Annotated in this window: 22 protein-coding genes and 1 other annotated feature; of the genes, 21 read left to right on the forward strand and 1 reads right to left on the reverse strand. The window is 39.5% G+C overall.

Features of this window, described 5'->3' with window-relative positions; genetic code table 11:
* Positions 1-93 precede the first annotated feature (93 nt).
* The 4 genes from hypB to MORIYA_RS03870 all read left to right on the forward strand — a co-directional run bounded on the left by hypB (position 94) and on the right by MORIYA_RS03870 (position 7,281).
* Positions 94-762 carry a hydrogenase nickel incorporation protein HypB gene (gene hypB / locus MORIYA_RS03855; RefSeq protein ID WP_112712858.1) on the forward strand — a complete coding sequence of 223 codons (669 nt, stop codon included), beginning with the start codon at positions 94-96 and terminating at the stop codon, positions 760-762.
* 48 nt (positions 763-810) lie between these two features.
* Positions 811-3,519, forward strand: a complete 2,709-nt coding sequence (locus tag MORIYA_RS03860) for an FAD-dependent oxidoreductase (RefSeq protein WP_112712860.1) — start codon at positions 811-813, stop codon at positions 3,517-3,519.
* Positions 3,520-3,597: 78 nt separating this feature from the next.
* Complete coding sequence (locus tag MORIYA_RS03865; protein WP_112712862.1) at positions 3,598-3,939, forward strand: hydrogenase maturation nickel metallochaperone HypA/HybF; 342 nt, start codon at positions 3,598-3,600, stop codon at positions 3,937-3,939.
* A gap of 654 nt (positions 3,940-4,593) precedes the next feature.
* Complete coding sequence (locus MORIYA_RS03870; RefSeq protein ID WP_112712864.1) at positions 4,594-7,281, forward strand: FAD-dependent oxidoreductase; 2,688 nt, start codon at positions 4,594-4,596, stop codon at positions 7,279-7,281.
* Between the two features lie 144 nt (positions 7,282-7,425).
* Here the strand turns inward: MORIYA_RS03870 and MORIYA_RS03875 are convergent, their stop codons facing one another.
* On the reverse strand, positions 7,426-9,042 hold the full coding sequence (locus MORIYA_RS03875) for an NAD(P)/FAD-dependent oxidoreductase (RefSeq protein ID WP_112712866.1): 1,617 nt from the start codon (positions 9,040-9,042) through the stop codon (positions 7,426-7,428).
* A 223-nt stretch (positions 9,043-9,265) separates the two neighbouring features.
* Between MORIYA_RS03875 and fdxA the strand changes: the two genes are divergently transcribed.
* The 17 genes from fdxA to hisG all read left to right on the forward strand — a co-directional run bounded on the left by fdxA (position 9,266) and on the right by hisG (position 25,521).
* Positions 9,266-9,589: a ferredoxin FdxA gene (gene fdxA / locus MORIYA_RS03880; RefSeq protein WP_112712868.1), complete on the forward strand. Its 324-nt coding sequence runs from the start codon at positions 9,266-9,268 to the stop codon at positions 9,587-9,589.
* Positions 9,590-9,815: 226 nt separating this feature from the next.
* Complete coding sequence (locus MORIYA_RS03885; RefSeq protein ID WP_112712870.1) at positions 9,816-11,261, forward strand: L,D-transpeptidase family protein; 1,446 nt, start codon at positions 9,816-9,818, stop codon at positions 11,259-11,261.
* A gap of 170 nt (positions 11,262-11,431) precedes the next feature.
* Positions 11,432-11,629, forward strand: a complete 198-nt coding sequence (locus tag MORIYA_RS03890) for a Flp family type IVb pilin (RefSeq protein ID WP_112712872.1) — start codon at positions 11,432-11,434, stop codon at positions 11,627-11,629.
* A gap of 77 nt (positions 11,630-11,706) precedes the next feature.
* A complete protein-coding gene (locus MORIYA_RS03895; RefSeq protein WP_232011499.1) occupies positions 11,707-12,360 on the forward strand; it encodes an A24 family peptidase in 654 nt (217 codons plus the stop codon).
* A gap of 40 nt (positions 12,361-12,400) precedes the next feature.
* Positions 12,401-13,786, forward strand: a complete 1,386-nt coding sequence (locus MORIYA_RS03900; RefSeq protein WP_232011500.1) for a P-loop NTPase family protein — start codon at positions 12,401-12,403, stop codon at positions 13,784-13,786.
* A 20-nt stretch (positions 13,787-13,806) separates the two neighbouring features.
* Complete coding sequence (cpaB, locus tag MORIYA_RS03905; RefSeq protein ID WP_112712876.1) at positions 13,807-14,601, forward strand: Flp pilus assembly protein CpaB; 795 nt, start codon at positions 13,807-13,809, stop codon at positions 14,599-14,601.
* Positions 14,602-14,628: 27 nt separating this feature from the next.
* The gene (locus MORIYA_RS03910; protein WP_112712878.1) at positions 14,629-16,095 is read left to right on the forward strand and encodes a type II and III secretion system protein family protein; all 1,467 of its coding nucleotides are present in this window, start codon (positions 14,629-14,631) and stop codon (positions 16,093-16,095) included.
* A gap of 50 nt (positions 16,096-16,145) precedes the next feature.
* Complete coding sequence (locus MORIYA_RS03915) at positions 16,146-16,388, forward strand: hypothetical protein (protein ID WP_232011501.1); 243 nt, start codon at positions 16,146-16,148, stop codon at positions 16,386-16,388.
* A 15-nt stretch (positions 16,389-16,403) separates the two neighbouring features.
* A complete protein-coding gene (locus MORIYA_RS03920) occupies positions 16,404-17,756 on the forward strand; it encodes a pilus assembly protein TadG-related protein (RefSeq protein WP_112712882.1) in 1,353 nt (450 codons plus the stop codon).
* Positions 17,757-17,764: 8 nt separating this feature from the next.
* Positions 17,765-18,235, forward strand: coding sequence for a TadE/TadG family type IV pilus assembly protein (locus MORIYA_RS03925; protein ID WP_112712883.1), 471 nt, complete (start codon positions 17,765-17,767; stop codon positions 18,233-18,235).
* Complete coding sequence (locus MORIYA_RS03930) at positions 18,235-18,723, forward strand: TadE/TadG family type IV pilus assembly protein (protein WP_112712884.1); 489 nt, start codon at positions 18,235-18,237, stop codon at positions 18,721-18,723. The genes MORIYA_RS03925 and MORIYA_RS03930 overlap by 1 nt, the downstream gene beginning before the upstream one ends.
* A 44-nt stretch (positions 18,724-18,767) precedes the next feature.
* Positions 18,768-19,994 (forward strand): AAA family ATPase, encoded by a 1,227-nt coding sequence (locus MORIYA_RS03935; RefSeq protein ID WP_112712885.1) that lies wholly within the window; start codon positions 18,768-18,770, stop codon positions 19,992-19,994.
* Entirely contained in the window at positions 19,994-21,319 is a 1,326-nt protein-coding gene (locus tag MORIYA_RS03940) for a CpaF family protein (RefSeq protein WP_112712886.1), read from the forward strand. The genes MORIYA_RS03935 and MORIYA_RS03940 overlap by 1 nt, the downstream gene beginning before the upstream one ends.
* A gap of 11 nt (positions 21,320-21,330) precedes the next feature.
* Positions 21,331-22,296, forward strand: a complete 966-nt coding sequence (locus tag MORIYA_RS03945) for a type II secretion system F family protein (protein WP_112712887.1) — start codon at positions 21,331-21,333, stop codon at positions 22,294-22,296.
* A gap of 2 nt (positions 22,297-22,298) precedes the next feature.
* Positions 22,299-23,276 (forward strand): type II secretion system F family protein, encoded by a 978-nt coding sequence (locus MORIYA_RS03950; protein WP_112712888.1) that lies wholly within the window; start codon positions 22,299-22,301, stop codon positions 23,274-23,276.
* Complete coding sequence (locus MORIYA_RS03955) at positions 23,273-24,271, forward strand: tetratricopeptide repeat protein (RefSeq protein ID WP_232011502.1); 999 nt, start codon at positions 23,273-23,275, stop codon at positions 24,269-24,271. Before MORIYA_RS03950 ends, MORIYA_RS03955 begins: the two co-directional genes overlap by 4 nt.
* Positions 24,272-24,452: 181 nt before the next feature.
* Positions 24,453-24,572: a sequence feature (His leader region), on the forward strand.
* A 37-nt stretch (positions 24,573-24,609) separates the two neighbouring features.
* Entirely contained in the window at positions 24,610-25,521 is a 912-nt protein-coding gene (gene hisG, locus MORIYA_RS03960; protein WP_112712889.1) for an ATP phosphoribosyltransferase, read from the forward strand.
* The last annotated feature ends 2 nt before the right edge of the window (positions 25,522-25,523 follow it).

Consider the following 25,523-nt stretch of genomic DNA (forward strand, 5'->3'; position numbering starts at 1 on the left):
GGGTACTTGGTAATAAGGGTAGAATGGCATCAACTAATTTAATTATTGTTGGGGAACGCATCAGCCTACCCCACGCTACATACAGGTGAGTTTATGGATAACTTTAAGATTATAGAAATAAAAGAAGGCATATTTGCCAACAATAACAAACACGCAGATTCGTTACGACTCGATTTAAAACAAAAAGGTAATTTACTAATAAACTTAATGTCATCGCCGGGTTCAGGTAAGACGACAACCCTAGTTGCTACGATTAACAAACTTAAAAATGAAATGAATATTGGTGTTATGGAAGCTGATATTGATTCCGATGTTGACGCCCAAACTATTGCCAAAACCGGTGTCAAAGTGATCCAGTTACACACTGGTGGAATGTGCCATCTCGATGCAGAGATGACGATGCAAGGGCTACAAGGGCTTGATGCAGAAGGGCTTGATTTAACGATTCTAGAAAATGTCGGTAATTTAGTTTGTCCGGCCGAATTTGATACTGGCGCGGCCAAAAATGTAATGATTCTGAGTGTTCCCGAAGGTGACGACAAACCGCTTAAATACCCATTAATGTTCTCTATCTGTGATGTACTCCTAATTAATAAAATGGATGCAATGGACTTCTTTGATTTTGACTTAGAAGCCGTTATAGAGCGTGTCAAAAAATTAAATCCAAACATTAAAGTATTTCCAATTTCAGCTAAAACTGGCGAAGGTATTGAAGATTGGACTAACTGGCTTCGTACAGAAGTTAAACATTGGAAAAAATAAAAATAAAAATAAAAATAAAAATAATATTTTAACTTTGGAGACAATGTGATGGGAAAAGACAAAGTTTTAGATCTTGCGAACAAGATCAGTCGAGTTAAGCGAGGTTCAAAATCAGGCGTTACGTTTGACGATCCTGAATATAAAATTTATAGCCCTTGGATGTCGGAAGATGTGGCAGAAGTTACCCTTTGCTTGAAACTTCGTGAAAAAATGAGTGCAGCAGAAGTTTCTGCTGTTTGCGGCAGACCTGAAGAAGAAGTAGCTAAACTACTATGGGAATCTGCAGTGGGCGGTGCAGCCTTTGTGAACAAGATTGAGGGTGTGGACAAATACTGGGTTGATATCTGGGTTCCTGGTCACATGGAAATGGTTGTTAACAATAAAGAGCTTATTCAGAAGTATCCTGAACTAGGTGCCGCTTTTGATGCATTTGGTAAGAAAAAAGGCCCACTTTGCGCAGGTAATATCCCTGTTGGTAAAGGCCCTATGCGGGTCATTCCGATCGAAACTTCGATTGATGGAGATACGCGAACGGCTTCTTATGAAGAAGTGTCTAAATACCTTAATGATAATGAAGTTTTCTCTCTTTCTGATTGTGCTTGCCGTACATCTCGCGAAGCCATGGATGAAGGTTGTGGTCACTTAAAAGAAGATATCTGTATTCAGATGGGCCATGCTGCGGAATACTATATCCGTACCGGTCGTGGTCGCGAGATCACCCGTGAAGAAGCCATGGTAGTTATCAAGAAAGCTGAAGATAACGGCTTGATGCACAGCATTCCAAACTTCGATGGTTCCGGAAAAACTCACGCGATCTGTAATTGTTGTGGTTGTGGTTGTTTCGCAATGAGACTTGCGGAACAGTGGCAAAACCCGGATATGGTTCGTTCTAACTATACGGTTAAAATTGATCTAGATAAATGTGTTGCTTGTGGCGAATGTGTTGAAACATGTCCGACTAATGCATTGAAACTAGGTCAGAAACTATGTAGTAAAGTGCCAGTAGCTGAAAAAGAACGTGAGCTCCCTCATAATACCGAATGGGGCGAAGATAAATATAACCCTGATTACCGTACCAACAAACAAGTTGTTACGGAAGGTGGTACGGCACCTTGTAAAGCGGGTTGTCCTGCACATATTGGTGTTCAAGGTTATATCAAACTCGCTTCGCAAGGCAATTATGAAGAAGCACTTAAATTGATCAAGATGGAAAACCCGTTCCCAGCAGTGTGTGGACGCATCTGTCCAAAATTCTGTGAAGACGATTGTACCCGTTGTGATCTTGATGGTGCGGTTGCTGTTGATGATATTAAAAAATTCATTGCGCAGAAAGAAATGGACGCGGATACACGCTACATTCCGAAAATAAAATACGATTATGATAAGAAAATTGCTGTTATCGGTGCTGGTCCAGCCGGTCTTTCTTGTGCTTATTACCTAGCTGTTGAAGGCTACAAAGTAACCGTATTTGAAAAACAAACTGCACTGGGTGGTATGTTAACCCTCGGTATTCCGTCTTATCGGCTTGAAAAAGATGTGATAAACGCAGAAATCGATGTTTTGAAAGAATTGGGCATTAAGTTTAAAACTGGCGTTGAAATAGGTAAAGATATCACTCTTGCTGAACTGAGAAAACAAGATTACCAAGCATTCTACATGGCAATTGGTGCTCAGGCTGGTCGTTCGCTAGGTCTTGAAGGTGAAGATGCGCAAGGTGCGGTCACGGGTGTTGAGTTCTTACGTAAAGTTAACCTAGGTGAAAATAGCGAACTTGAAGGCAAAGTGATTGTTATCGGTGGTGGTAATGTTGCCATTGACGTAGCAAGAACAGCAACGCGAGTTGGCGCTACACAAGTGGACATGTTCTGTCTTGAAAGCCGCGAAAAAATGCCTGCTCACGCAGATGAAGTACATGAAGCGTTGGATGAAGACATTAACATCAACAATTCTTGGGGTCCAAAACGTATCGTTACTGAAGATGGCAAAGTTGTTGGTGTAGAATTCAGAAAATGTCTTTCTGTTATCGATGCAAACGGCAGATTTAACCCGAGCTATGACGAAAATAATACTAAGATTGTAGATGCCGAGCATGTATTGCTTTCAGTGGGTCAAGCAATAGATTGGGGTAACATACTTGAAAACAGTAATATCGAGTTGAATCCTAACCAAACAATCCCTGCCGATGCTGCTACTTATCAAACTGATGAGCCAGACATATTTGCTGGTGGTGACGTAGTAACAGGCCCTCGATTTGCCATTGATGCGATTGCTGCAGGTAAAGAAGGTGCTATTTCTATCCACCGTTATGTACAGAATGGACAAAGTTTGGTACTTGGTCGTGTTAAACGCGATTATCGTGCATTTGATAAAACGAACATTGATCTTGACGGATTTGACAATGCACCAAGACAGAATATTGCTCATGTTGACGGTAAACAGTCTAAACAAACATTCCGTGATCTACGTGAAACATTCACCGAGGAGCAAGTCCAGTTAGAAACTGAGCGTTGTCTCGGTTGTGGTGTCGCTGTTGCCGACGAATTTATGTGCATTGGCTGTGGTTCATGTACAACGAAATGTAGATTTGGTGCGATTACGCTTGTTAAAACACATAATGCTGAGGGTTCAGACCTGAAAGAAGTGAAGAAGATCATCATCAAGCATGTGTTAAAACGTAAAGTGCGGATAGCTGTAAACAAACCGTTCAAAAAAATAAAAGCAATAATAAAAGGCTACGACATAAAGTTGGATAAATAATGTTTTAAAGCCTAGGCATCAAAAGGGCGAGGAATATAAGTTCTTCGTCCTTTCAATCAAACTAATAAGGAGGTTCTTATGCACGAATTAGGCGTTGTCTTTGAAGTCATAAAAACCGTTAAGAATTTCGTAGATAAAAATGGATTAACAAAAGTCGATACAATTGTGCTACAAATTGGTGAGCTATCATCAATGATCCCGAAATACATTCACGAATGCTTCCCTGCAGCCATCGATGGCACGGAGTTCGAAGATACCAAATTGGAAATTGAAATCATACCGGCAGAAGCCATCTGTAAAGAGTGTCAGTATGTTTTTAATATTCTCCGACACAAATCTGAATGTCCGAGATGTGAAAGTCTGGAATGGGGTATGTTAAGCGGCAAAGAGTTCTCGGTAAAAGAAGTCATTGCTTGCTAATAGTTACGCGCAGCTATTTGTTTATGGCTGGCTTTTCACATTACCTAAAAGCTGGGTCGCTGGTTGTCACGTGCTGGCAAAGGTGATCTCGGCAATTTTAATTTTAATTCCCACAAGCCACATCATACAGTCTGCATGAAATAGATAATTATCTACATATCCATTTTAAAAGAAAATAATAACCTTAAAAATAATTTCATTTCGATTTTACAATAATGTTTGGCTGTTAAGGATTAATTGACTTTTTACACTTAAATCCACTTCTGCATCAAACTTAAATACCACTCATCTAAAAAATGCAGCAATTAATTTTTTTGTGCATATTTACCTCATACGCAACACATTGTTTTTTTTGGTTAATCGTGATTTGCATCTAGGCATGAATACCCAAGATTGAATATAATTACCATACAATTAGTAGGTGATTAGGTGGGAGGGATAAGACCTGGTTCCTATTATAAAAATAGGTGGAACAGGCTCCCTCGTTAGCGCATTAGTTGCGCACAAAAAATCAACGTCACCCCTAAAAAACGGATTAAATATTTGCGTATCAGAATACGCCTCCCTTAACTGTGTCAGAAGGCAATGACTGGATATGCAGTTAAGTAACTAATTTAAAATAATAATTAGTATTTAAACTTTGGAGTTAATGTAATGGTAAAAGAAAAAGTAATAGACTTGGCGAATTTGATCAGTAGGACTAAACGAGGGGCTAAAGATGAAGTCAAACCAGAACACCCTGAATATAAAGTATTAGAACCCGTAGTCACCGATGAAATGGCAGAAGCGGCGTTATGTCTTAAATTTCGTGACGGGAAGACTGTAGAAGAAGTTGCTTCTGAATGCGGGAAATCACCAGAAAAAACCAAAGAACTGTTGTGGGAACTCGCCATGGCAGGAGCCACTATTGTGGGCGAGCAAGACGGCGTCGATAAATTCTGGCTCGAGCTCTGGGTCCCCGGCCACATGGAAATGCTGGTCAATCACAAAGAAAACTCGATTAAATATCCGCAAATGGGTAAAGCATTTAGTGATTATGGCAAAAAAAGAGGCCCCCTTGCGATAGGTAACTTTCCGGTAGGTACGGGTCCGATGCGGGTTATACCAATCGAATCTGCGATTTCAGGTGAAACTAAACGTGTATCGAATGATGAAATATCTAAATACTTAAATGATAACGATCGATTCTCGGTATCAGACTGTTCTTGCCGTACTGCCAGAGAGGCAATGGGAGAAGGCTGTGGTCACCTTAAAGAGGACATGTGTATTCAATTAGGCAACGCCGCTGAATATTATATTCGTACTGGCCGTGGTCGTGAAATCACCCGTGAAGAAGCATTTGAAATCATTCATAAAGCCGAAGATAACGGTTTAATGCATAACATGCCAAATGTAGACGGACCAGGGCACACACACGCGATATGTAACTGTTGCGGTTGTGGTTGCCTTGCTTTAAGAAACGCCAACATGTTGATGAACCACGATTTCGTGCGTTCTAACTATACCGTAAAAGTAGATGCAGATAAGTGTGTTGCTTGTGGCGAATGTGTTGAAGTATGCCCGACGAATGCATTGAAACTAGGACAAAAACTGTGCAAGAATACGCCTATTCCTAAGGTTGAACGTGAGCTTCCGTATAACACAGAGTGGACGCCAGACCGATGGAATGAAGATTACCGTATCAACAGAGAAGTTGTTATGGCAGAGGGTACTGCACCTTGTAAAGCGGGCTGCCCTGCGCATATCGGTGTTCAAGGTTATATCAAGTTGGCATCGCAAGGTAAATATGCTGAAGCACTCCAACTGATTAAGCTGGAAAATCCGTTCCCTGCTGTGTGCGGACGTATTTGTCCAAAATTCTGTGAAGATGATTGTACCCGTTGTGATATAGATGGTGCGGTTGCTGTTGATGATATTAAGAAATTCATTGCACAGCAGGATATGAACGCTGACACCCGTTATGTTCCAACGATTAAACATGACTACGATAAGAAAATAGCCGTTATCGGTGCTGGTCCTGCTGGTCTATCTTGTGCTTACTATTTGGCTGTGCAAGGTTACAAAGTTACTGTGTTTGAAAAACAAAAAGCACTGGGCGGCATGTTAACACTGGGTATTCCTTCTTATCGTCTTGAAAAAGATGTGATCAATGCTGAAATCGATGTGTTGAAAGACTTGGGTATTGAATTTAAAACGGGCGTTGAAATTGGTAAAGATATCAGCCTTAGTGATCTTAGAACACAGGATTACAAAGCGTTCTACATAGCGATTGGTGCTCAGGCAGGTCGTTCGCTAGGACTTGAAGGTGAAGATGCTGAAGGCGTTATCACCGGTGTTGAGTTCTTACGTCATGTTAATTTAGGCGATCATTCGAAATTTGAAGGTAACGTGATTGTTATCGGTGGTGGTAATGTTGCGATTGACGTAGCAAGAACCGCAACCCGAGTTGGCGCTGCACAAGTGGATATGTTCTGTCTTGAAAGCCGCGAAAAAATGCCTGCACACGCAGAGGAAGTTCAAGAAGCGTTAGATGAAGACATTAACGTCAACAATTCTTGGGGTCCAAAACGTATCGTTGCTGAACACGGCAAAGTCGTTGGTGTAGAATTCAGAAAATGTATTTCTGTATTTGACGCTGATGGCAAATTTAATCCAAGTTATGACGAGAATGATACTAAGATTGTTCCTGCTGATCATGTACTTCTTTCTGTGGGCCAAGCGATGGATTGGGGCAGTATTCTTGCAGACAGTAAAGTTGTATTGAATCCGAACCAGACTATTCAAGCGGATGTTGATACCTTCCAAACTGGTGAACCAGATATTTTCGCCGGTGGTGATGCATTAACAGGTCCTCGCTTTGCCATTGACGCGATTGCACACGGTAAAGAAGGGTCTATCTCTATTCATCGTTTTGTTCAACATGGTCAAAGTTTGGTGTTCGGTCGCCTAAAACGTGATTACCGTGCATTTGATAAGGCTAATGTTAATCTTGCTGGTTTTGATACTGCGCCAAGACAACAAACTGCGCATGTAGATGGTAAAAAATCGAAAGAAACTTTCAAGGATCTTCGTGAAACATTTACTGAAGAGCAAGTGAAGAAAGAGTCGGCACGTTGCCTAGGCTGTGGTGTGGTCATTGCAGATGAATACACGTGTGTTGGTTGTGGTGCCTGTACGACCAAGTGTAAATTTGATGCTATAACCTTAACCAGAACCTACGATGCAGACGCGGTAGAGTTTAAAGACCTGAAATCTACGGTTATTAAACACGCGCTAAAACGTAAGGTGCGAGTTGCGGTCAATAAACCAATTAAAAAGATTAAAGCAATTTTTTCGAAGTAACTAATAAAATTATTAATCTATAAAAAGGGCAGTTAGTTCACACTAACCGCCCTTATCTCTATCATAACTCTAATGTTTTGCTAGTGCATGTGATGTTTAATCACCTAAACATTAACAACACTAACAACACTTGATTTAAAAGAACTAAGCCTCTTTTTCAAGCATAGAAAGTGCCATTGCTTCCGCCACTTTAATACCATCAATACCAGCCGATAAAATGCCACCAGCATAACCAGCACCTTCACCGGCAGGGTATAAACCTTTCGTGCTGATACTTTGGAAATCACGACCACGTTTAATGCATACCGGTGATGATGTACGCGTTTCAACACCCGTTAGTGTTGCATCTTTGGCAGAAAAACCTTTAATTTTCTTTTCAAAAGCCGGTATCGCTTCACGGATAGCGGCAATCGCAAAAGGAGGAAGCGCTTTACTTAAGTCCGTGAACTTAAGTCCAGGCTTGTATGATGGAACAACATCACCAAATTCACCTTCGCCACGACCAGTAAGGAAGTCACCTACCGTTTGTCCAGGTGCATCGTAGTTGCTGCCACCAAGAACAAAAGCCTTCTGTTCCCATTTACGTTGTAAATCAATACCCGCTAATGGGTTACCGGGAAAATCTTCAGGCGTAATACCAACAACAATAGCGCTGTTCGCATTCATTTCTTTACGCGAGTATTGGCTCATGCCATTTGTGACCAAACAACCTTCTTCTGACGTTGCAGCAACAACAGTACCACCGGGACACATACAGAAACTATAGACCGAACGGCCATTCTTACAATGATGAACGAGTTTATAATCTGCTGAGCCTAACAGTGGATTACCGGCATTTTTACCAAAACGGGCGTCATCAATGGCTGATTGTTTGTGTTCAATACGGAAACCAATGGAGAACGGTTTTGCTTCTAAATAAACACCGCGTTTTTGAAGCATCTCAAATGTATCACGTGCGCTATGACCGATAGCTAAAGAAACATGATTTGTTTCAATAATCTCGCCACCAGCAAGCTCAACACCGGTAACTTGATCATTTTCAATTAAAATATCATCGACACGGGCACTAAAACGAATTTCACCGCCAAGCGCAATGATATCTTTACGCATACGCTCAATCATAGTGACCAGCTTAAATGTGCCAATATGTGGCTTACTTAAGAACATGATCTCTTCAGGTGCGCCCGCTTTAACAAATTCAGTTAAAATCTTACGCGCATAAAATTTTGGATCTTTTACTTGGCTATACAATTTACCGTCAGAGAAAGTACCCGCGCCACCTTCACCGAATTGAACATTTGATTCTGGATTTAAAATACGTTTACGCCAAAATCCGAATGTATCTTTTGTTCTTTCACGCACTTCTTTACCACGTTCGAGTACAATCGGTTTTAATCCCATTTGCGCAAGAATAAGTGCTGTAAATAAACCACATGGACCAAAACCTATCACAATAGGACGCTGCTCTAGTTCTTCTGTTTTTTCAGCAACAAATTTGTATTCCATATCAGGCGTCATTCGAACATGTTGATCTTTTTCAAACTTAGCCAGAAGCGTCTGCTCATCTACGCTATCAGCCAACGTAATATCTAATGTATACATTAAGATAATAACATCACGTTTACGTGCATCATAACCACGACGAAAAACAGTATATTCACTCAATTGCTTAGGCTGCAGTGACAATCTCTGTAAAATATATTCATTAATAGCTTGATCATCATGATCTAGCGGAAGTTTTACATCGGTTAAACGTAACATATAAAATTATCCAAATATCAAAGAGCATCGCGCTGTCAGAGCACAAGCCAGAAAACTAAAATCTTAGGGCGACTATTTTACGTTATTATGAAGAGATATGCATTTTATTATTTGAAACCAGGTTGTTTTTCATGCCTCTTTTTCAATCTACATAGGATGTTAATTGCTTTTAGGTCGTGCTTACGTATAATGCCTGCACTTTGGAAATTGAGGAACAAGCATCATGGCTTTTGTCGTAACCGAAAACTGTATAAAATGTAAACATGGTGATTGCGTCCCTGTATGCCCTGCCGATGCCTTTCATGAAGGACCAAACTTCCTCGTCATAAATCCAATAGCCTGTATTGATTGTGGACTTTGCGTGCCAGAATGTCCTGTCGATGCCATTTACCAAGAAGATGAAGTGCCTGAAGATCAACAAGTATTTATTAAAATAAATACAGAGCTCTCTGAACTATGGCCTGTTATTACCGATAAATGCGAGCCACCAGCAGATGCAGACGACTGGGATGGTGTAGAAAATAAACTGTCTTTATTAGAACGTTAGTCCTCACTATCCTCATATTAAACCGTTTGTATTAATGACCAATTCTCCAAAGTGGAGAGTTCAGTATTCCCCCAAATGAACGCCCACTTAATAACCTGCGAGTTCACCGTCTTTAATTATGAATATGTTAGCCTCGACTCTCCCTCTCGTTAAATAAATTCACATCTAGACTTAAAAAATTAACTATTATTTAGTTCTGCTTTAAAAGTAACCTAAGGATAGACGGATGTGTAATGATAAAATTTCAATAACGAGCGTTATCATTAAGATAATGTCGATTGTCTTATTAATTATCATCTCCCCTACTCACACCTATGCAAACGCTAGCCTACATCTAGATAAAGTACAGCTATACGACGAGCTAAAAAGCACGAATAAAGATAAGCGGCTGTTTTTTGAACATAGCAGACTCAATCTTTCAGGTCTTACGTTATTGAGTTTATTAGCTGACCTAGGCACTAGAGAACACCCGATACTTACTCAGGATGAAATGGCAAACATTGACGCAACAGATAAAGTGCTTACCCTACAGCTTTATCACATAGCTTCGCAATCATATGGCAATCAATTAAAGTCTGCTGCAAATAACCCTAATGATTTTAGAACTGCGCTTATTAACGATACCCTTCCTGCCTATATAGACTCTGCAATGCCGCAATTTAACGCTGTTATTCGCTTAAGGCAGGCGATTAACAAATATAAGGGCATGAAGAATATTGCCTGGCCAGAGCTTACAGACTCGTTTAATCCACAGCTAGGCCAAGGTCATGCAGAAGTTAAGGTACTTAGAAAAAAATTAATTACCTTCAATGATTTGCAAACGGCGTCTACATCCAAACACAGATTGCACATATTCGACCAAAGTATCATTAACGGTTTAAAGCATTTTCAACGTCGCAATGGTTTAAAATCGACAGGTAGGCTCAACGCCACGACAAAAAATGCATTAAATCAAAATATAGACTCTCGCATAAACAAACTTCAAATTAATTTGTGGCGATGGCTTTCTTTACCCCGTATCCCGCCAACAACATATATCATGGTAAATATTCCTGCGTTTAATTTAAAGCTTATAGATAAGGGAGAGGCGCTGATAGAAATGAAAGTCATTGTCGGCAAGCCCAGTAATCAAACGCCCATCATGATCACCGCAGTTAACTCAGTTACCCTCAATCCTACGTGGACACCTACTCGTAATATTATTAACAATGATCTGCTGCCGTTACATAACCAAAATCAAACTGCTTTAAACAGTCTTAATTTTTATCTAGCCAAAGGTTACGGTGCAAATACGTTATACCGAGAGGTACCACCCAATCTGCAAGAGATGTTAAAGCAATACCGTTTAGTCCAGCGACCTGGGAGCAACAATGCATTAGGTAACGTCCGTTTCAATATTAAAAATAACAAGGCTATATTTTTACATGACACGCCGACTAAATATCTGTTTAAACATCGAAATAGAGCATTGAGTCACGGTTGCATTCGTCTAGAAAAGTCTGCCGATTTACTCACCATCTTGGGTATCAATCGGCGCAAACATAACTCAGGAACAAAACACCTGAGACTGCAACAATCATTGCCCGTTTTTATCACTTATCAAACAGCTTGGATTGATAACTTAGGGGAAATCAATTGGCGTAACGACTTATATAATAAAGATAAACAATAGAAAGAAAGCACGTTTTATAAATATACGCAAGAAATATTAGCCAATAATCAGTTAGTGCTCTAGTTTTATCTATATGCTTCTCAAGCATAGGGTGTAAAGAAGTAAAGATAATAATATCAATGCGTTAATCTATATTTGTGAATTAAAAGCAATATTGTTGGAGTAATAAAATGAATAAATTATCAATATTTATCCAAGATTTTATAGAAGATGAAAGTGGCCTTACTGCGGTGGAGTATGCCATTGCCGGTGGATTAGTTGTTGGCGGAATGGTGGTAGCGTTTGGTAATCTTGGTACGGCAGCAACTAACCAAATAAGCTCTCTATGTACAGCTGTCGATGCAACTGCAACTTGTACTACTTCATAACTGCGGTTAAAAATGCCGTTGCTGGTGGCATACGTTGACTCGCCTAGGTACGCCCAAACTGGTCAAATAGGTGGTTTATGCAACAGCAACTTGCGCTAATGCAGCGGTTGCTGGATAGCCCCCAGAAAATGGTATTTAATATGACTCAATATGCGTTGTTAATCACAGTGACAATATCATTTATTATGCTCACTGTAGCATTATACTTTGATCTTCGTTATCAACGCATTCCTAACCTGTTATGCCTATTAACTCTACTATTCGGTATAACAATTAACAGCTATTTTTATGGTTGGGATGGTCTACTTGAAGCATTATCTGGAGCTGCCCTTGCCATCTTATTGTTAATTCCGGTTTATTATTTCAAAATGCTAGGTGCCGGAGACGTAAAATTAATGATTGGTATTGGCGCGTTGGCAGGTCCCTTAGTCCTTACTTGGTCGATTGCTTACGGCGTTATCTTTGGCGCATTTACCAGTATGTTAATTGCCACCAAAGCGGTAGGTTGGCGAGGTCTAAAAACAATGATTTCTCGTTATATCGATTGCTTATATTTACGTACATATTTTAAACCAGAAAAAGGGGATGCAGGAGGAGTTAATGTGCCCTACGCACCCGCATTGATGCTTGGTTGGATGTTAGCAACTTATATGAATCACGACATTTACGCTTTGATGTGGACGATAGAAATAGTGCTAGAGGAAATAGGTACAAGTTTTAGTCTCATATAGCGCTCATATAAATCTCATATAAATAAGAACGGGCATGATTATGATGGATCAATCAATTAATGGACAGCAAGAAAATCACCCAGAACTATCCACTTATGACAATACTCCCTTACCTAGAATAATATTAGAACAAGAACAGACTAATCTTACTTATGAGCATCTTGCTAAACGCCCATCAACCATCGCGGAAACTGGCTTATCCGCTCAGTTACTAACAGAATTATTAATTAAGCACATTCATGTTATGCACGTAGCAACGATACGGGAGCTGTCAGATGCGCTTGCCTTATCTGGAGGCATAATACAAATCCTTGTCGACTTAGCTAAAGAAGCTGCTTTAATAGAAAACAGACAAAGTTCCGCAAATGGTCAAATGCGTTACGCCTTATCGCACATTGGTGTTAATGAAGCAGAGAAAGCGTTAAAAACGAGTGGCTATAGCAGTGTTGCTCCGGTTCCATTAACCCAATACGTTGATATTGTACTGAAGCAAACCAGTCGAAATACGCAAATTACTAAACAACGTATGGAAGCTAGATTTTCTGAGTTAATGTTTTCCGAAGCGTTAATCTCAGCCATTGGTCCGGCATTAAACTCCAACAAACCCATATTAATTTATGGCATGCCCGGTGTTGGTAAAAGTTACCTCTGTCGTAACTTGAATTTATTATTCAGCGATGATGTGTTAATCCCTTCTGCAATCGAAATAAGCGGTAGTATAATTCAAGTTTATGACCCTCAAATTCACATTATCAGTACAAAAGAAGATGAAACACCTGCTGACACATTGATTAGTCTTGATCAAGGCCATGACCCACGCTGGCGTTTATGTCAGCGCCCGTTAATCGTAACCGGCGGTGAACTTACCGAAGACATGTTAGAGGTCAATTATGATTCAACAAGCCGTACTTATAAAGCACCCATACAGCTAAAAGCAAACAACGGTATCTTATTATTAGATGATCTAGGTCGTCAAAAAATGAGTCCGCTCGCATTATTTAATCGCTGGATCATTCCACTCGAAGAACGACGTGATTTTTTATTCTTGCCCAACGGTGTGCACTTTGAAATACCCTTCGAACTTATTTTATTATTCTCAACGAACTTGAATCCGGCAGAACTTGTTGATGAAGCGTTCTTACGCCGTTTAGGCTACAAAATTGAATTTCAGCCATTAGAAGTAGATAACTATAAAAAGCTTTGGTTTAGAGTTTGTGAAGATTTTAACTTAACATGTTCCGATGAAACGTTTAATTATCTTCTAAAAACATATCATAGTCGCACTAACAAACCTTTTCTGCCCTGCTATCCACGTGATCTACTCAGTATCATCAGTGATCAAGTTAAATTTAATGAACTCCAAAACCAAGTAGAGAACAACTTAATAGATATCGCATGGAAGCACTACTTTGTTAGTCCGAGCTAATAATATTAGAGGTAGATAACATGAATAAAAAAACTGTAATTTCTGTCGCAATCTCGATTATGTTTGGGGTTGGCGCTATTTTAATCGCACAAAGCTGGTTAGAAACCAATAAAGTTGCGGCACCAGAAAACCAAGTTTATATCGCCTTTTCCACTATGGTTATTCCCGTAGGTACGGTTATTGAATCAAAACATATTAAATTGAAAGTTTTGCCCGAGTCTATGTCAGCTGATAATACTGTCGCTGATCCAGATGAAATCTACGGCATGATAGCGAAAGATACTATTTATATAGATGACATCATCCGATTAGAAAGGCTGCTCATCAAAGGTGAAGGCAGTACACTAGCAAGCCTTATTTCCGAAAATATGCGCGCTGTATCGATCCGTGTGGATGATGTTGTCGGTGTGGCTGGTTTCTTATTACCAGGTAACCGAATCGATATTTTAAATACGGTATCCGGCAGTGGAGGTTCAGTAAATACAGAAGTAATTCTACATAACATTAAGATATTAGCTATTGATCAACGCGCTGCGATAGATGAAAACAAGCCTCAACTGGTAAGAGCTATCACCGTCGAAGTTAACCTAGAACAAGCTGAAATATTAATGACGGCCCGTAATAAAGGACGGTTACAGCTAGCACTACGCAATCCATCCGACACCTATGCCGTCGATTTTGTAAGCAATAAAAAAGTAACTAACGATGATATTGTTGAAATAGCGCCACCTGTATTTAAACCGCGTCCAATTAAAAAACATAAAGTCGAAATAATCCGTGGTACAACCCAAGAATCTGTCCAACTTAAAATTTAGTTATTCGACTATAAGTAGGTGATACATATGAATATAAACCCCCATTTTTATAAATATGAGTCTAAGCAATGGTCATTAGTTATTTTGATTTTAATATCCAATTTAATTTTAGTTAGTACTGCGTTCGCTGGCGGACCAACTGCATTAGATGATGATAGTATTAGAATTCCTATTTTCAAATCTAAAACTTTACAAATGGATAAAGCAATCCATCGCGTATCCGTCGGGAATCCAGATATTGCTGATATCCTAATTTTACGCAGTCGCGAGCTGTATATAGTCGGTAAAAGATTAGGCACCACGAACATGATGGTATGGGATAAAGACGACAACCTAGTTCACGTACAAGATCTAGAGGTTACCCATGACTTAAATAGTCTTAGAAAACGTCTATACAAATACTTACCAAATGAAGACATTGGCGTAGAAACCTCACAAGGTCAACTGGTGGTCAGTGGACAGGTTTCATCATTGGTGAAAATGAATACTGCCGTAGAGATTGCCCAAGGTTATGCAACAGCAGCTAACGTGGGGAAAAACAGTACTGTCGTTAATATGATGTCTGTCGGCGGTGGTCAACAGGTCATGTTAGAAGTCACGATTGCGGAAGTGAGTACCGATATAGGTCGTCATTTGGACGGTAACACCGTTCTGGGTGCATTCGGTTCAGATGGATTTGCAGGTATAGGGACAGGGACTGGTAATGTGCCGACTAATATTTTAGGCTCGATAGACACTAATATTTTTGCTCGCTATCTCACTGGTGATATGTTGTTTAGCGTTGCTTTTGACGTAGCCAAAAGTAAAGGGTTAACAAAAATACTTGCAGAACCCAACTTAACTGCACTTAGTGGCCAGTCTGCTGAGTTTTTATCTGGTGGTGAGTATCCAGTGCCTGTTTCAACTGATGATGGTATTACCATCGAATATCGAGATTTTGGTGTGGGTGTTAGCTTTGTACCAACAGTACTTGATTCTGGTAAAATAAACCTAAATCTTAAGGTAATGGTTAGTGAACTTAGTAGCGTCAATAGTGTGACTATCTCAGCATCAGAAACAAGCACATCAACTATCACCCCCTCTTTAATCAAAAGATCAACCGCAACTACGGTTGAACTCGGAGATGGCCAAACTATCGTTATTGGCGGCTTGCTAAGTGATACTCTTCGTGAATCTGTAACTAAATTCCCAGGCCTAGGTGACATTCCTATTTTAGGCCAGTTATTCACAAGCCAAGAGTATTTAAGTGGTCAAACAGAACTGGTTATTATGGTGACACCTCGCTTAGTCAGACCCTTTAATAAAGATGGCATGATATTACCTACCGATGGCTTCGTGCCCGTGTCTGATATGGAATTTTACTTACTCGGTAAAATGACACAGCAAGAGAAACGCTCGGATACCAAGAACCCAAATGATACTTCAGTTACACCAACAAATATCGTCCCCAATTCAGGCGGCACAGAGCAACAGTATGGCCATACTCTCAATTAGCTAAGTATTTATAATACATTTATAGCGAACAATTGAATTAAGGAATAATGATGAAATATATAAGTTTAATTCTGTTCTGTAGTCAAATATTATTCGGTTGCGTACAACAGCCAAATTACGAATTATCAGCATCTACGCAATATTTTAAAGACATACAAATTCTTGATCCCGATGCCCCTGCAAAAAATGATGGCATAACCAATACTCTTGAAGGTAAGTATGGTCAGAAAGTTATCTCTTCGTATCATGATAGTGCTTACGACGCGAAATCTGCGCGTGATATGTCACAGTAATTGAAAGGCTACATTATGGGTCTCAACTCAAACAGCACCTTAAGAAGTAAACAAAACGGTAACATTCTCATTGTGTTCACAATAGCTTTGTTTGCTCTTATAGGCATGGCTTCACTAGCGCTAGACGGCGGCCATTTATTACTAAACAAAGGAAAGTTGCAAAACTTAGTCGATGCAGCGGCTTTGCATGCCGCCACAGAGCTAGATGAAGGCGCAACTCATGAGCAAGCCAGGGCTGCAGTCGTCACTTTGATCGAGTTAAACATAACGCATAACGATCACCATGAGTTAGCCAGTGCTATCGATTTTTCAAGTGTGAATAATGGTCTCGATCAGATGACGGCGCAGTTGAATGTAGAATTTTCGCAATTACCAGACCCGTTTATTCAAGATAATAATGAAAGCGCAAAGTACGTGAAAGTATCTTTATATCAGTTAGAGCTAAATAACTTTCTCGCTGATGTGTTCAGTTTTAATAAACAAGTTTCAGCGACAGCACTATCAGGTCCTAGTTCTGATATAAGTAATTGTTATCAAGACTTAGTCCCTATGGTCGTTTGTGCAGACACTGCAAACGCAGGTATAGATGGCGCTAATGAATATGGATTAAAAGAATACAGTTTAAATTTAATGAAAATTGGTTCAAATTCAAATGCTCCAATCGGTCCCGGAAATTTTCAATTACTTCGTCTTGGTTCCAATACCGGGGCAGCAGACATCCGAGCCGCAATGGCTGGTGATACGGATCTGGGCACTGTCTGCTTCACGTCAGGAATAAGCAATCAATCAGTACCAACAGAACCAGGTAATACAGTTGGACCTGTTGCACAAGGACTGAATACACGGATGGGAGAATGGCATGGACCTGTTAATTCGACAGATCACCTAAGAGATACCAATATATGCGAAGGCGCTACGATCGAGCTTGATGAGAATGGTAACGCGCTTGAAGCCGGTGCTGCGGCTAAATCATATACATTTAATGACTACGATAGCGATGTAGCCCAATATCTCAGTGACGCTAACACGTCATGCGATGCCACTAACCCGATATCGGGCGGTAATATCATAGCAGAAATGAGCGACGGGTCACAGGTTGCCAGCTCTGATCGTCGTATTTTACAGGTTGTTATCGCTGATTGTAGCGGTACAACTAATGGCGCGAACGATCTTGATTTCCTTGATGTGGGTTGTTTTTTTATGACCCAAAAAGTGGGTAGTTCAGGACCAACTTCCTATGTCGTGGGCGAGTTCATTAATAGTGGAGGAAACTGTACTGATAGTGGAACTCCATCTATCACTCCAGTGGACAATGATGGTCCATATAAAATTGTATTATTTCATGTACCAGGAAGCTCTGATTCTTAGGAGGCGTTATGTTGCGAAAAACAATCAAAATAGGCGGTTCAAAAAATCGTAACGAACAAGGTTTTGCCGCGATTGAACTTACGATGATCCTACCTTTTCTTTTACTCATAATTTTTGCGACTGCCGAATTCGGTCGGTTACTGTATCAATATAATGCCCTTAATAAAACAGTACGAAATGCATCCCGCTATTTAGCAGGTAACGCCAAACTCGGCACCGGTGTATATGAAATAAGACCGGGCGTAGCAACTAAAGTTACAGCATATATAAAGTATGGCGGTCCAAGCTCAGTAACGCCCCTACTACCAAACTTAACGTCGAGTACCATAGACTTAAGTTTATCTGGTGAATTTGTCACTATTAGTGTTTCTTATCCTTGGCAACCTTTATTTTCTGACATGTTCACTACCTTTGGCTTAGGTAATGATATTGATATGAGTTTCCCACTAGTATCAACCTATACAATGAGGGCGTTCTAATGATTAACGACAATCACAGTAAACAACAAGGTGTATATGCTGTGGAGTTTGCTATAGCGGGTAGTTTATTTTTCTTACTTTTATTTGCCGTGTTAGAAATTGGTCGGCTATTTTTCACTTGGAATGTACTAACGGAAGTCACACGACGAGGCGCGAGATTGGCGGCAGTTTGCTATTTTGATACCACCAACATTGTCGCTTTTGATGACATGATCTCGATTTCACTATTCAATGACCAACCCATCATTCCGAACCTTTCAGCAGCAAATTTACAAATTCAATACCTGATGGATAACGGGACTCAAGTACTAAGCTCTGTTGACGCGAATTTCATTCATTTTGTCAAAGTAGATATCATCAATTATCAGCACCAATTATTAATTCCAGGATTATTTCTAACATTAGATTCACCTACATTTTCAACGACATTACCAAGTGAGAGTTTAGGCGTGACACCCAATACGACAACGTTATGTACGCCAACATAATTATAATTTAAGACTAGTAACTATTTATTGGTAAGGAATCATAAATGAGCAACCAAAATTCAAATAATATAATTGGATTTAGTGACAGTCACTCCGTGCCAATAGATCGAGATGCACAAGCATTGCCTTTTCCACTAAATTGTTTAGTCGTTTGCCCAAACTCGGCACTGCGCCAGAATTTGTCCACGTATTTAGCTTCAGTTACAAATTTAAAAGTAGATTATTGCACCACATTAGAGAGTAACTTAAACAATCATAATTTGGTTATCTTCGTACTAGATAGTGATGACCATAAGACTATAAATGACATTAAAGAAATAGCCAAACATAATATTAATTTCATCCTAGTTGCAGACAACATTAGGAATGAGCTTATTCGAACCGCTGTGCAATTCAAAGTGAAAGACATTATTTCTGTACAGGATATCAAAAAAGAATTGATCAACTCATTACTAACATCCGCTAATGAGTTAATGCAAGCCAGTAAAATAGCCCCACTATATACAGTCATCAACGGTAAACCAGGCTCAGGAGCCAGCTTTATCACCAGTTGCTTAGGTGAGATTAGCGCCAATTTATCGAACCAAGAGATTGCTATTATAGACGCAGATCTAAATTATGGTTCGCTTGCTGACACGTTTAATTTTGATGCTAATTATTATTTAACTGATGCGCTAAATGAATTAGATAAATTAGATAATACAGCCATTAAATCAATGATGCTAAAAAGGGATAACCTGAGCCTATTAGCCAGTAAACCGTACACTCAGCTCAACACCAACCCACAAATTTTGCGCGGTTTAGACCAACTAGTCTGGAAAATAAAATTGAATCACGATCTTGTATTGGTTGACTTATCACGTGGTATTGAACATTTCACCATACCATTATTGAATTTATCATCTAAAATTCTGATTGTGATACAGCAAAACATACTCAGTCTTCGCGAAGCAAAAGTAATGATTCAGCAATTAACTCAGAACCTAGGGATAGATACACATAAATTACATGTCATCGTTAATCGATATTCGGCTAAAAATAGTAATATATCACTCACCGACATACAAAAAGTTCTGGGCATCGAAAGCTTATATGTTGTTAGCAACAATTATCAACTGGCCAATGCAGGCATCGATTCAGGATCACCATTATTAAAAGTAGCTGATCATAAAGTAATACAGAATGAGGTATCACATATTATCGGGGCGTTATTCTCAATTGAGATTCCGGTGAAAACAACCTTATTAACTAAAATATTTCGGAGACTATAATGGAATTTGTAAACAACCAAAAAAACGATCCTTTTAGTATGTTAACAGCTAGCGATATGGAGACCAAACAAGAAATATTTGGTCAATTGTTAACTCAACTTGATCTCTCAGTGCTAGAAACCTTACCCCCTGAGATTGCCAAAGAAAAAATTGCCAATTCTTGTTATCAATTTCTGAATAAACAAACCAGACCAATTAGTCTCGATGTTAGGCAAATTTTAATTAAATTAATCACAGATGAAATATTAGGACTCGGTCCGCTTGAGACCTTACTCGAAGATCCGACAATCGCGGATATTTTAGTCAACAGTTATGACCGAATATTTGTCGAGCGAAATGGGAAATTAGAACAAGTATCAGTTCAATTTTATGATGATAAACATTTATTAAATATCATCGACCGCATCGTATCCAGCGTAGGCAGAAGAATCGATGAGTCATCGCCAATGGTCGACGCCCGGCTCAAAGATGGCAGCCGTATCAATGCCATTATCCCCCCACTTGCGCTTGACGGTCCTGCATTATCAATTCGTCGTTTTACTGTTGATAAGCTACAGGCACAGCAACTTATTGACTATGGTTCGATGACTCAACCGATGGCAGATCTAATTCAAGCGGCTGTATTAGGTAAATTAAACATTTTAATTTCTGGCGGTACGGGTAGTGGTAAAACCACACTATTGAATATTTTGTCCGGATATATACCCGACAATGAGAGAATCATTACCATTGAAGATTCAGCTGAATTACAGCTACAACAACCACATACGGTTAGGTTAGAAACAAGACCTGCGAATATCGAAGGTAAAGGTGAAGTCACCCAACGTGAGTTGGTAAAAAACTGTTTACGGATGCGTCCCGATCGAATTATTATCGGTGAAGTACGTGGCAGCGAAGCGATAGACATGTTAGCTGCGATGAATACGGGTCACGAAGGCTCAATGACAACGCTGCACGCTAACACACCACGTGATGGCTTAGGACGATTAGAAAATATGATATGCATGGCAGGGTTTGATATGCCAATTCATAACATCAGAACTCAAATATCATCGGCCATTGATTTGGTAGTGCAGTTACAACGACAAGAAGATGGCAAGCGTCGTATTACCAGCATCCAAGAGGTCACCGGAATGGAGGGTGACATGATCACTATGTCTGAAATTTTCACTTTCCGACGCGAAGGTAAAAATGAGGATGGCAGCATTAAGGGTAGATATGCCGCTACAGGCGTTGTCCCCACCTTTGCGCGTAAACTCAAAGATAAAGGTATTGACATTCCTCACAGCCTATTCACTGTCGATATGCTGTCCAACGGATTTTAAGAGGTAAATGTATGAGTTCTCAAGTCATGTTTTTACTCTTGGTATTTGCAGCTGTAGTATTGTTATTTCAAGGTTTTTTCATCTCAGTATATAGCCCACAGCGAGCTAACTCTAAACATATACGTAAGCATCTAGCATCTTTAGCGGATGATGATGATGCACAAGCGGAGATTTTAATCAATAAAAAAGTGGAATCTCTGCCCCCTTTCTTGCAGCAGATAGAATCATTACCACTAGTTTACAATTACACCTACAAGATGGAACTTTCTGGTTCCAAAATGTTAGGTCATCAATATCTAATACTGACTCTTGTCTTGTCGCTTATCATAGCCATAACAGCATGGTTTATCAGTCTGGATATGGTTTTTACAGTATTTTGTGTCATTATTACTTTTACCATTATGCACTTAATATTAAACCGCAATATAAACAAACGCATGGAAAGGATTGAGCAACAGTTCCCCGAAGCATTAGACATACTTAAACGCGGATTGCAAGCAGGTTATGCTTTTAGTGATTCCATTAAACTTGTTTATGAAGAACTTGAAGGTGAACTGTCTGATGAATTTAAGCTTATGTTTAATCGCATTAATTACGGTAATGATGTGCATACTGCCTTGTTAAGCTTTGTTAAACGTGTACCAAGTACCTCTGCGATGGCCTTTTGCAGTTCAGTCTCTATCCATAAAGAGACCGGGGGTAACCTAGCTGAAAACATAGACAACTTATCAAGAATAATTCGACAAAGGTTTACCTTCAAACGCCGTGTAAAGACATTATCAGCCGAAGGACGACTGTCAGGTTGGGTACTTGTGTTAACACCATTCGTTTTATTTGCAGTGCTTTATCTTTCATCCCCAGATTACATCAGTATTCTAATTAATACTCCAGAGGGTTTAAACCTTCTTAAATGGGGCGGCATAGGCATGTTGCTTGGTATATGGTGGATAAGTAAATTAATTAAGATTGAGGTATAATAATGAATCAAATTATACAGCTTTTTGAAACAACGTTTGCCGACCCAGTCATGGTTAAGTGGGCTATTTATCTTATCGCAGGTATTGCGGGAATAACCCTAGCAATAGCTCTTTCATCATTAGTATCGGGACTTTATTCTCCCGTTAAAAAACAATTAAATAAACTCTCTAAAGAATCGACACAACCCGACGACTTAGCTAAAGAATATGAGTCATCACTAGAACATACTATTGATAAATTAAACCATATCCCTTTTATCAACAAACATTACAAAGGTGACTCATCCACAAAAAAACTGCTGATTCACGCAGGTTTTCATTCTCAAGACGCATTAAAAATATTCAATTCTATTAAACTATTATTACTCTTGAGCAGTGGCGTGCTAGTCACGCTATTAATCAATCAAATTTCAACTTATTCGACATCCACGACTGTCTATATCATTTTATTTGTACTGGGTACCGCGTATCTTTTACCGGGTATCATATTAAAAAAAATCGCCAACCGTAGAATGGCTGATTTAAAGCGGTATTTCCCAGATGCGCTTGACTTACTTATCGTGTGCTGCGAATCAGGCCTAGGATTACTTGAGTCATTTCAACGTGTTGCAAAAGAATTAAAACTTGCACACCCTTATCTCTCTTATGAGCTTAACCTCGTCTGTAGTAAAGTGCGATATGGCCTAACATTACAACAAGCACTAAAAGAATTTAGCGACCGGACGGGTCTGGAAGATATTCGAGGTCTGAATTCTGTCATTGTTCAAAGTTTAAGACTGGGTACTGGTGTAGCAGCAACTATTCGCATATATTCTGATGAATACCGTGAGAAAAGATTGCAGGCGGCAGAAGAGAACGCCGCTAAATTAGGCGTAAAAATGATTTTCCCTATGATGTGTTGTATTTGGCCGTCTTTCTTTATTGTCGCAATCGGACCTGCAATACTAAAAGTGATGAGTGTTTGGGGAGATGCATTTTGATTATAAAATCAGATCGAATCAAAAATTGGTTATGTGCCATTATAGGGGTTACTCTTTTAACGGGTTGCACTACCACCATAACGGGTGGCAGTCGGCTCAACTTTTCAGACGTTCCGCCAGATTCAAGAGAAACCACGCTATCACAAGCTATTTCCGCTGAACAAAATAGTCAATATGACAAAGCCATCGTTCTCTTTGCCAAAGCATTGAAGTTACAGCCTAGTGATGAAGACAAGCCAACAATAAGCATGACCAATACAGCGTTATTTTATAAAATTGGTTTACTTGAAGTTAAAAAGAACAATAAAGAGCTGGCCAGAAAAGCATTTGGACAAGTACTTAAAGATGAACCGGCACATGTTTTAGCTCAAACACAGCTTGGTATTATATATTTAGCTCAAAAAAACAAACAAGACGCGTTAGTACTATTAACGAAAGCGATAACCACAGATCAACAACGCCTTACTAATCAAGTCAAACCTGTAAAGGGCTATGTTAAGCTTGATGAACAATCACCATTACAAGCTTACATGGGGCTCGCTATCATTAATGATCTTAAAGGCGCTCACAAAAAAGCACGCGCATTGTTAAACTTAATATTACCGATAACACCACAAGACCCAATTCTATTCACTAATATTGGATATTCTCATTATCTGTCTGGAAATTACGTTGAAGCTGAAATAAATTTTAAAAAAGCCATCGACATCGATATCCTATTTTCTAGAGCTTGGGTAGATTTAGGCTTAGTTTATGTCCGTAAGGGCATGTACTCAAGAGCATTACAAACCTTGAAGCAGGTTATGCCAACAGAACATGCGTATAATGATATCGGTTACTTTCTAATATTAGAAGGTCGTTATCGTGAAGCGGTATACTTTCTTGAACGCGCAATAGAACTCTCGCCGAGTTATTTTGTGAAAGCCAATATCAACCTTGAAAACCTTAAACTTCATCTGAATAAGCATATCGATTTAGCTTATTCAGATGAGTAATTATCTTTAGTTTCGATTCCGTTTAGTTTTTGATATAAATATTTTATATATTATAGTTATAAAAAATAGTTAAAAAGCGTTGCAATTTTATCCTAGATTGCTATTGTGAACTCAACCACACTTATTAGTAACAACATACTAACTGGAAAAAACTTATGAATAACACTCTGAAAGTAAACGTGCATCACCATCATCATATTTGATTAGCTTTCAGGCTGTTGACTGGAGGTGTATGCACGCAAGCTTCCGGAACTCATTTAGAAAAACCCTCGGAAGATTTATCTTTCGGGGGTTTTTTCGTTTATAAACAATTATTTTGACAAGGTTAAAGGACGACAATGTTAGAAATTAAAAATGACCAACCAAGACTAAGAATCGCAATTCAAAAATCAGGCCGTCTTAGCACTGAATCTCAAAACCTACTTGAAGCAATGGGGCTTAAAATTAACATGCGCGAACAACGTCTGATCGCGCACTGTGAAAATATGCCGATTGATCTGCTTCGTGTACGTGATGACGATATCCCCGGTTTGATCATGGATGGCGTTGTTGACCTAGGCTTCATTGGTGAAAACGAATTAGAAGAAAAAGAGTTAGAGCGTAAACGTCTTGGCCAACCTGCTGAATATAAAAGGCTTAAGCGTATGACTTTTGGTAGCTGCCGTTTATCAATTGCAACAACTGAAGAATTTGACTACCAAGGCCCTCAATCACTTGAAGGTCTACGTATTGCAACGTCATACCCTGAACTGCTAAAACGTTATTTAGACGAACAAGGTATAAACTTTAAATCAGTGATGCTTAATGGTTCTGTTGAAGTTGCCCCTCGCGCTGGTATTGCTGATGCAATCTGTGATCTGGTGTCAACGGGCGCAACACTTGAAGCAAATGGTCTTAAAGAAGTGCAAGATATTTTCCACTCAAAAGCCGTGTTAATCCAAGCAAAAGCGCCATTATCTAAAGATAAACAAGCGTTAGTTGATCGCCTAATGGTTCGCGTTCAAGGTGTAATGCAAGCGAAAGAAAGTAAATACATCATGCTACACGCACCAAAATCACAACTAGATGCTGTCATTGCGCTGCTTCCAGGTGCAGAACACCCAACGGTATTACCACTTGCATCAACTGACGATATGGTTGCGGTACACTTGGTTAGTACTGAGAAGTTATTCTGGGAAACAATGGAAGAACTTAAACAGTTAGGCGCAAGTTCAATTTTAGTATTACCAATTGAGAAAATGCTCGGTTAGTA

Origin of the sequence: Moritella yayanosii (assembly GCF_900465055.1) — a bacterium.
In the GTDB taxonomy this organism is placed as follows: domain Bacteria; phylum Pseudomonadota; class Gammaproteobacteria; order Enterobacterales; family Moritellaceae; genus Moritella; species Moritella yayanosii.

Excerpts from the sequence above, each read along its gene's own strand:
- hypB (WP_112712858.1), top strand. The coding sequence starts at position 94 with ATGGATAACTTTAAGATTATAGAAATAAAAGAAGGCATATTTGCCAAC.
- MORIYA_RS03910 (WP_112712878.1), top strand. The coding sequence starts at position 14,629 with ATGAATATAAACCCCCATTTTTATAAATATGAGTCTAAGCAATGGTCA.
- MORIYA_RS03940 (WP_112712886.1), top strand. The coding sequence starts at position 19,994 with ATGGAATTTGTAAACAACCAAAAAAACGATCCTTTTAGTATGTTAACA.
- cpaB (WP_112712876.1), top strand. The coding sequence starts at position 13,807 with ATGAATAAAAAAACTGTAATTTCTGTCGCAATCTCGATTATGTTTGGG.
- fdxA (WP_112712868.1), top strand. The coding sequence starts at position 9,266 with ATGGCTTTTGTCGTAACCGAAAACTGTATAAAATGTAAACATGGTGAT.
- MORIYA_RS03900 (WP_232011500.1), top strand. The coding sequence starts at position 12,401 with ATGATGGATCAATCAATTAATGGACAGCAAGAAAATCACCCAGAACTA.
- MORIYA_RS03890 (WP_112712872.1), top strand. The coding sequence starts at position 11,432 with ATGAATAAATTATCAATATTTATCCAAGATTTTATAGAAGATGAAAGT.
- hisG (WP_112712889.1), top strand. The coding sequence starts at position 24,610 with ATGTTAGAAATTAAAAATGACCAACCAAGACTAAGAATCGCAATTCAA.
- MORIYA_RS03870 (WP_112712864.1), top strand. The coding sequence starts at position 4,594 with ATGGTAAAAGAAAAAGTAATAGACTTGGCGAATTTGATCAGTAGGACT.
- MORIYA_RS03920 (WP_112712882.1), top strand. The coding sequence starts at position 16,404 with ATGGGTCTCAACTCAAACAGCACCTTAAGAAGTAAACAAAACGGTAAC.
- MORIYA_RS03875 (WP_112712866.1), bottom strand. The coding sequence starts at position 9,042 with ATGTTACGTTTAACCGATGTAAAACTTCCGCTAGATCATGATGATCAA.
- MORIYA_RS03895 (WP_232011499.1), top strand. The coding sequence starts at position 11,707 with ATGCAACAGCAACTTGCGCTAATGCAGCGGTTGCTGGATAGCCCCCAG.
- MORIYA_RS03915 (WP_232011501.1), top strand. The coding sequence starts at position 16,146 with ATGAAATATATAAGTTTAATTCTGTTCTGTAGTCAAATATTATTCGGT.
- MORIYA_RS03945 (WP_112712887.1), top strand. The coding sequence starts at position 21,331 with ATGAGTTCTCAAGTCATGTTTTTACTCTTGGTATTTGCAGCTGTAGTA.
- MORIYA_RS03860 (WP_112712860.1), top strand. The coding sequence starts at position 811 with ATGGGAAAAGACAAAGTTTTAGATCTTGCGAACAAGATCAGTCGAGTT.
- MORIYA_RS03865 (WP_112712862.1), top strand. The coding sequence starts at position 3,598 with ATGCACGAATTAGGCGTTGTCTTTGAAGTCATAAAAACCGTTAAGAAT.
- MORIYA_RS03885 (WP_112712870.1), top strand. The coding sequence starts at position 9,816 with ATGTGTAATGATAAAATTTCAATAACGAGCGTTATCATTAAGATAATG.
- MORIYA_RS03935 (WP_112712885.1), top strand. The coding sequence starts at position 18,768 with ATGAGCAACCAAAATTCAAATAATATAATTGGATTTAGTGACAGTCAC.
- MORIYA_RS03930 (WP_112712884.1), top strand. The coding sequence starts at position 18,235 with ATGATTAACGACAATCACAGTAAACAACAAGGTGTATATGCTGTGGAG.
- MORIYA_RS03950 (WP_112712888.1), top strand. The coding sequence starts at position 22,299 with ATGAATCAAATTATACAGCTTTTTGAAACAACGTTTGCCGACCCAGTC.
- MORIYA_RS03925 (WP_112712883.1), top strand. The coding sequence starts at position 17,765 with ATGTTGCGAAAAACAATCAAAATAGGCGGTTCAAAAAATCGTAACGAA.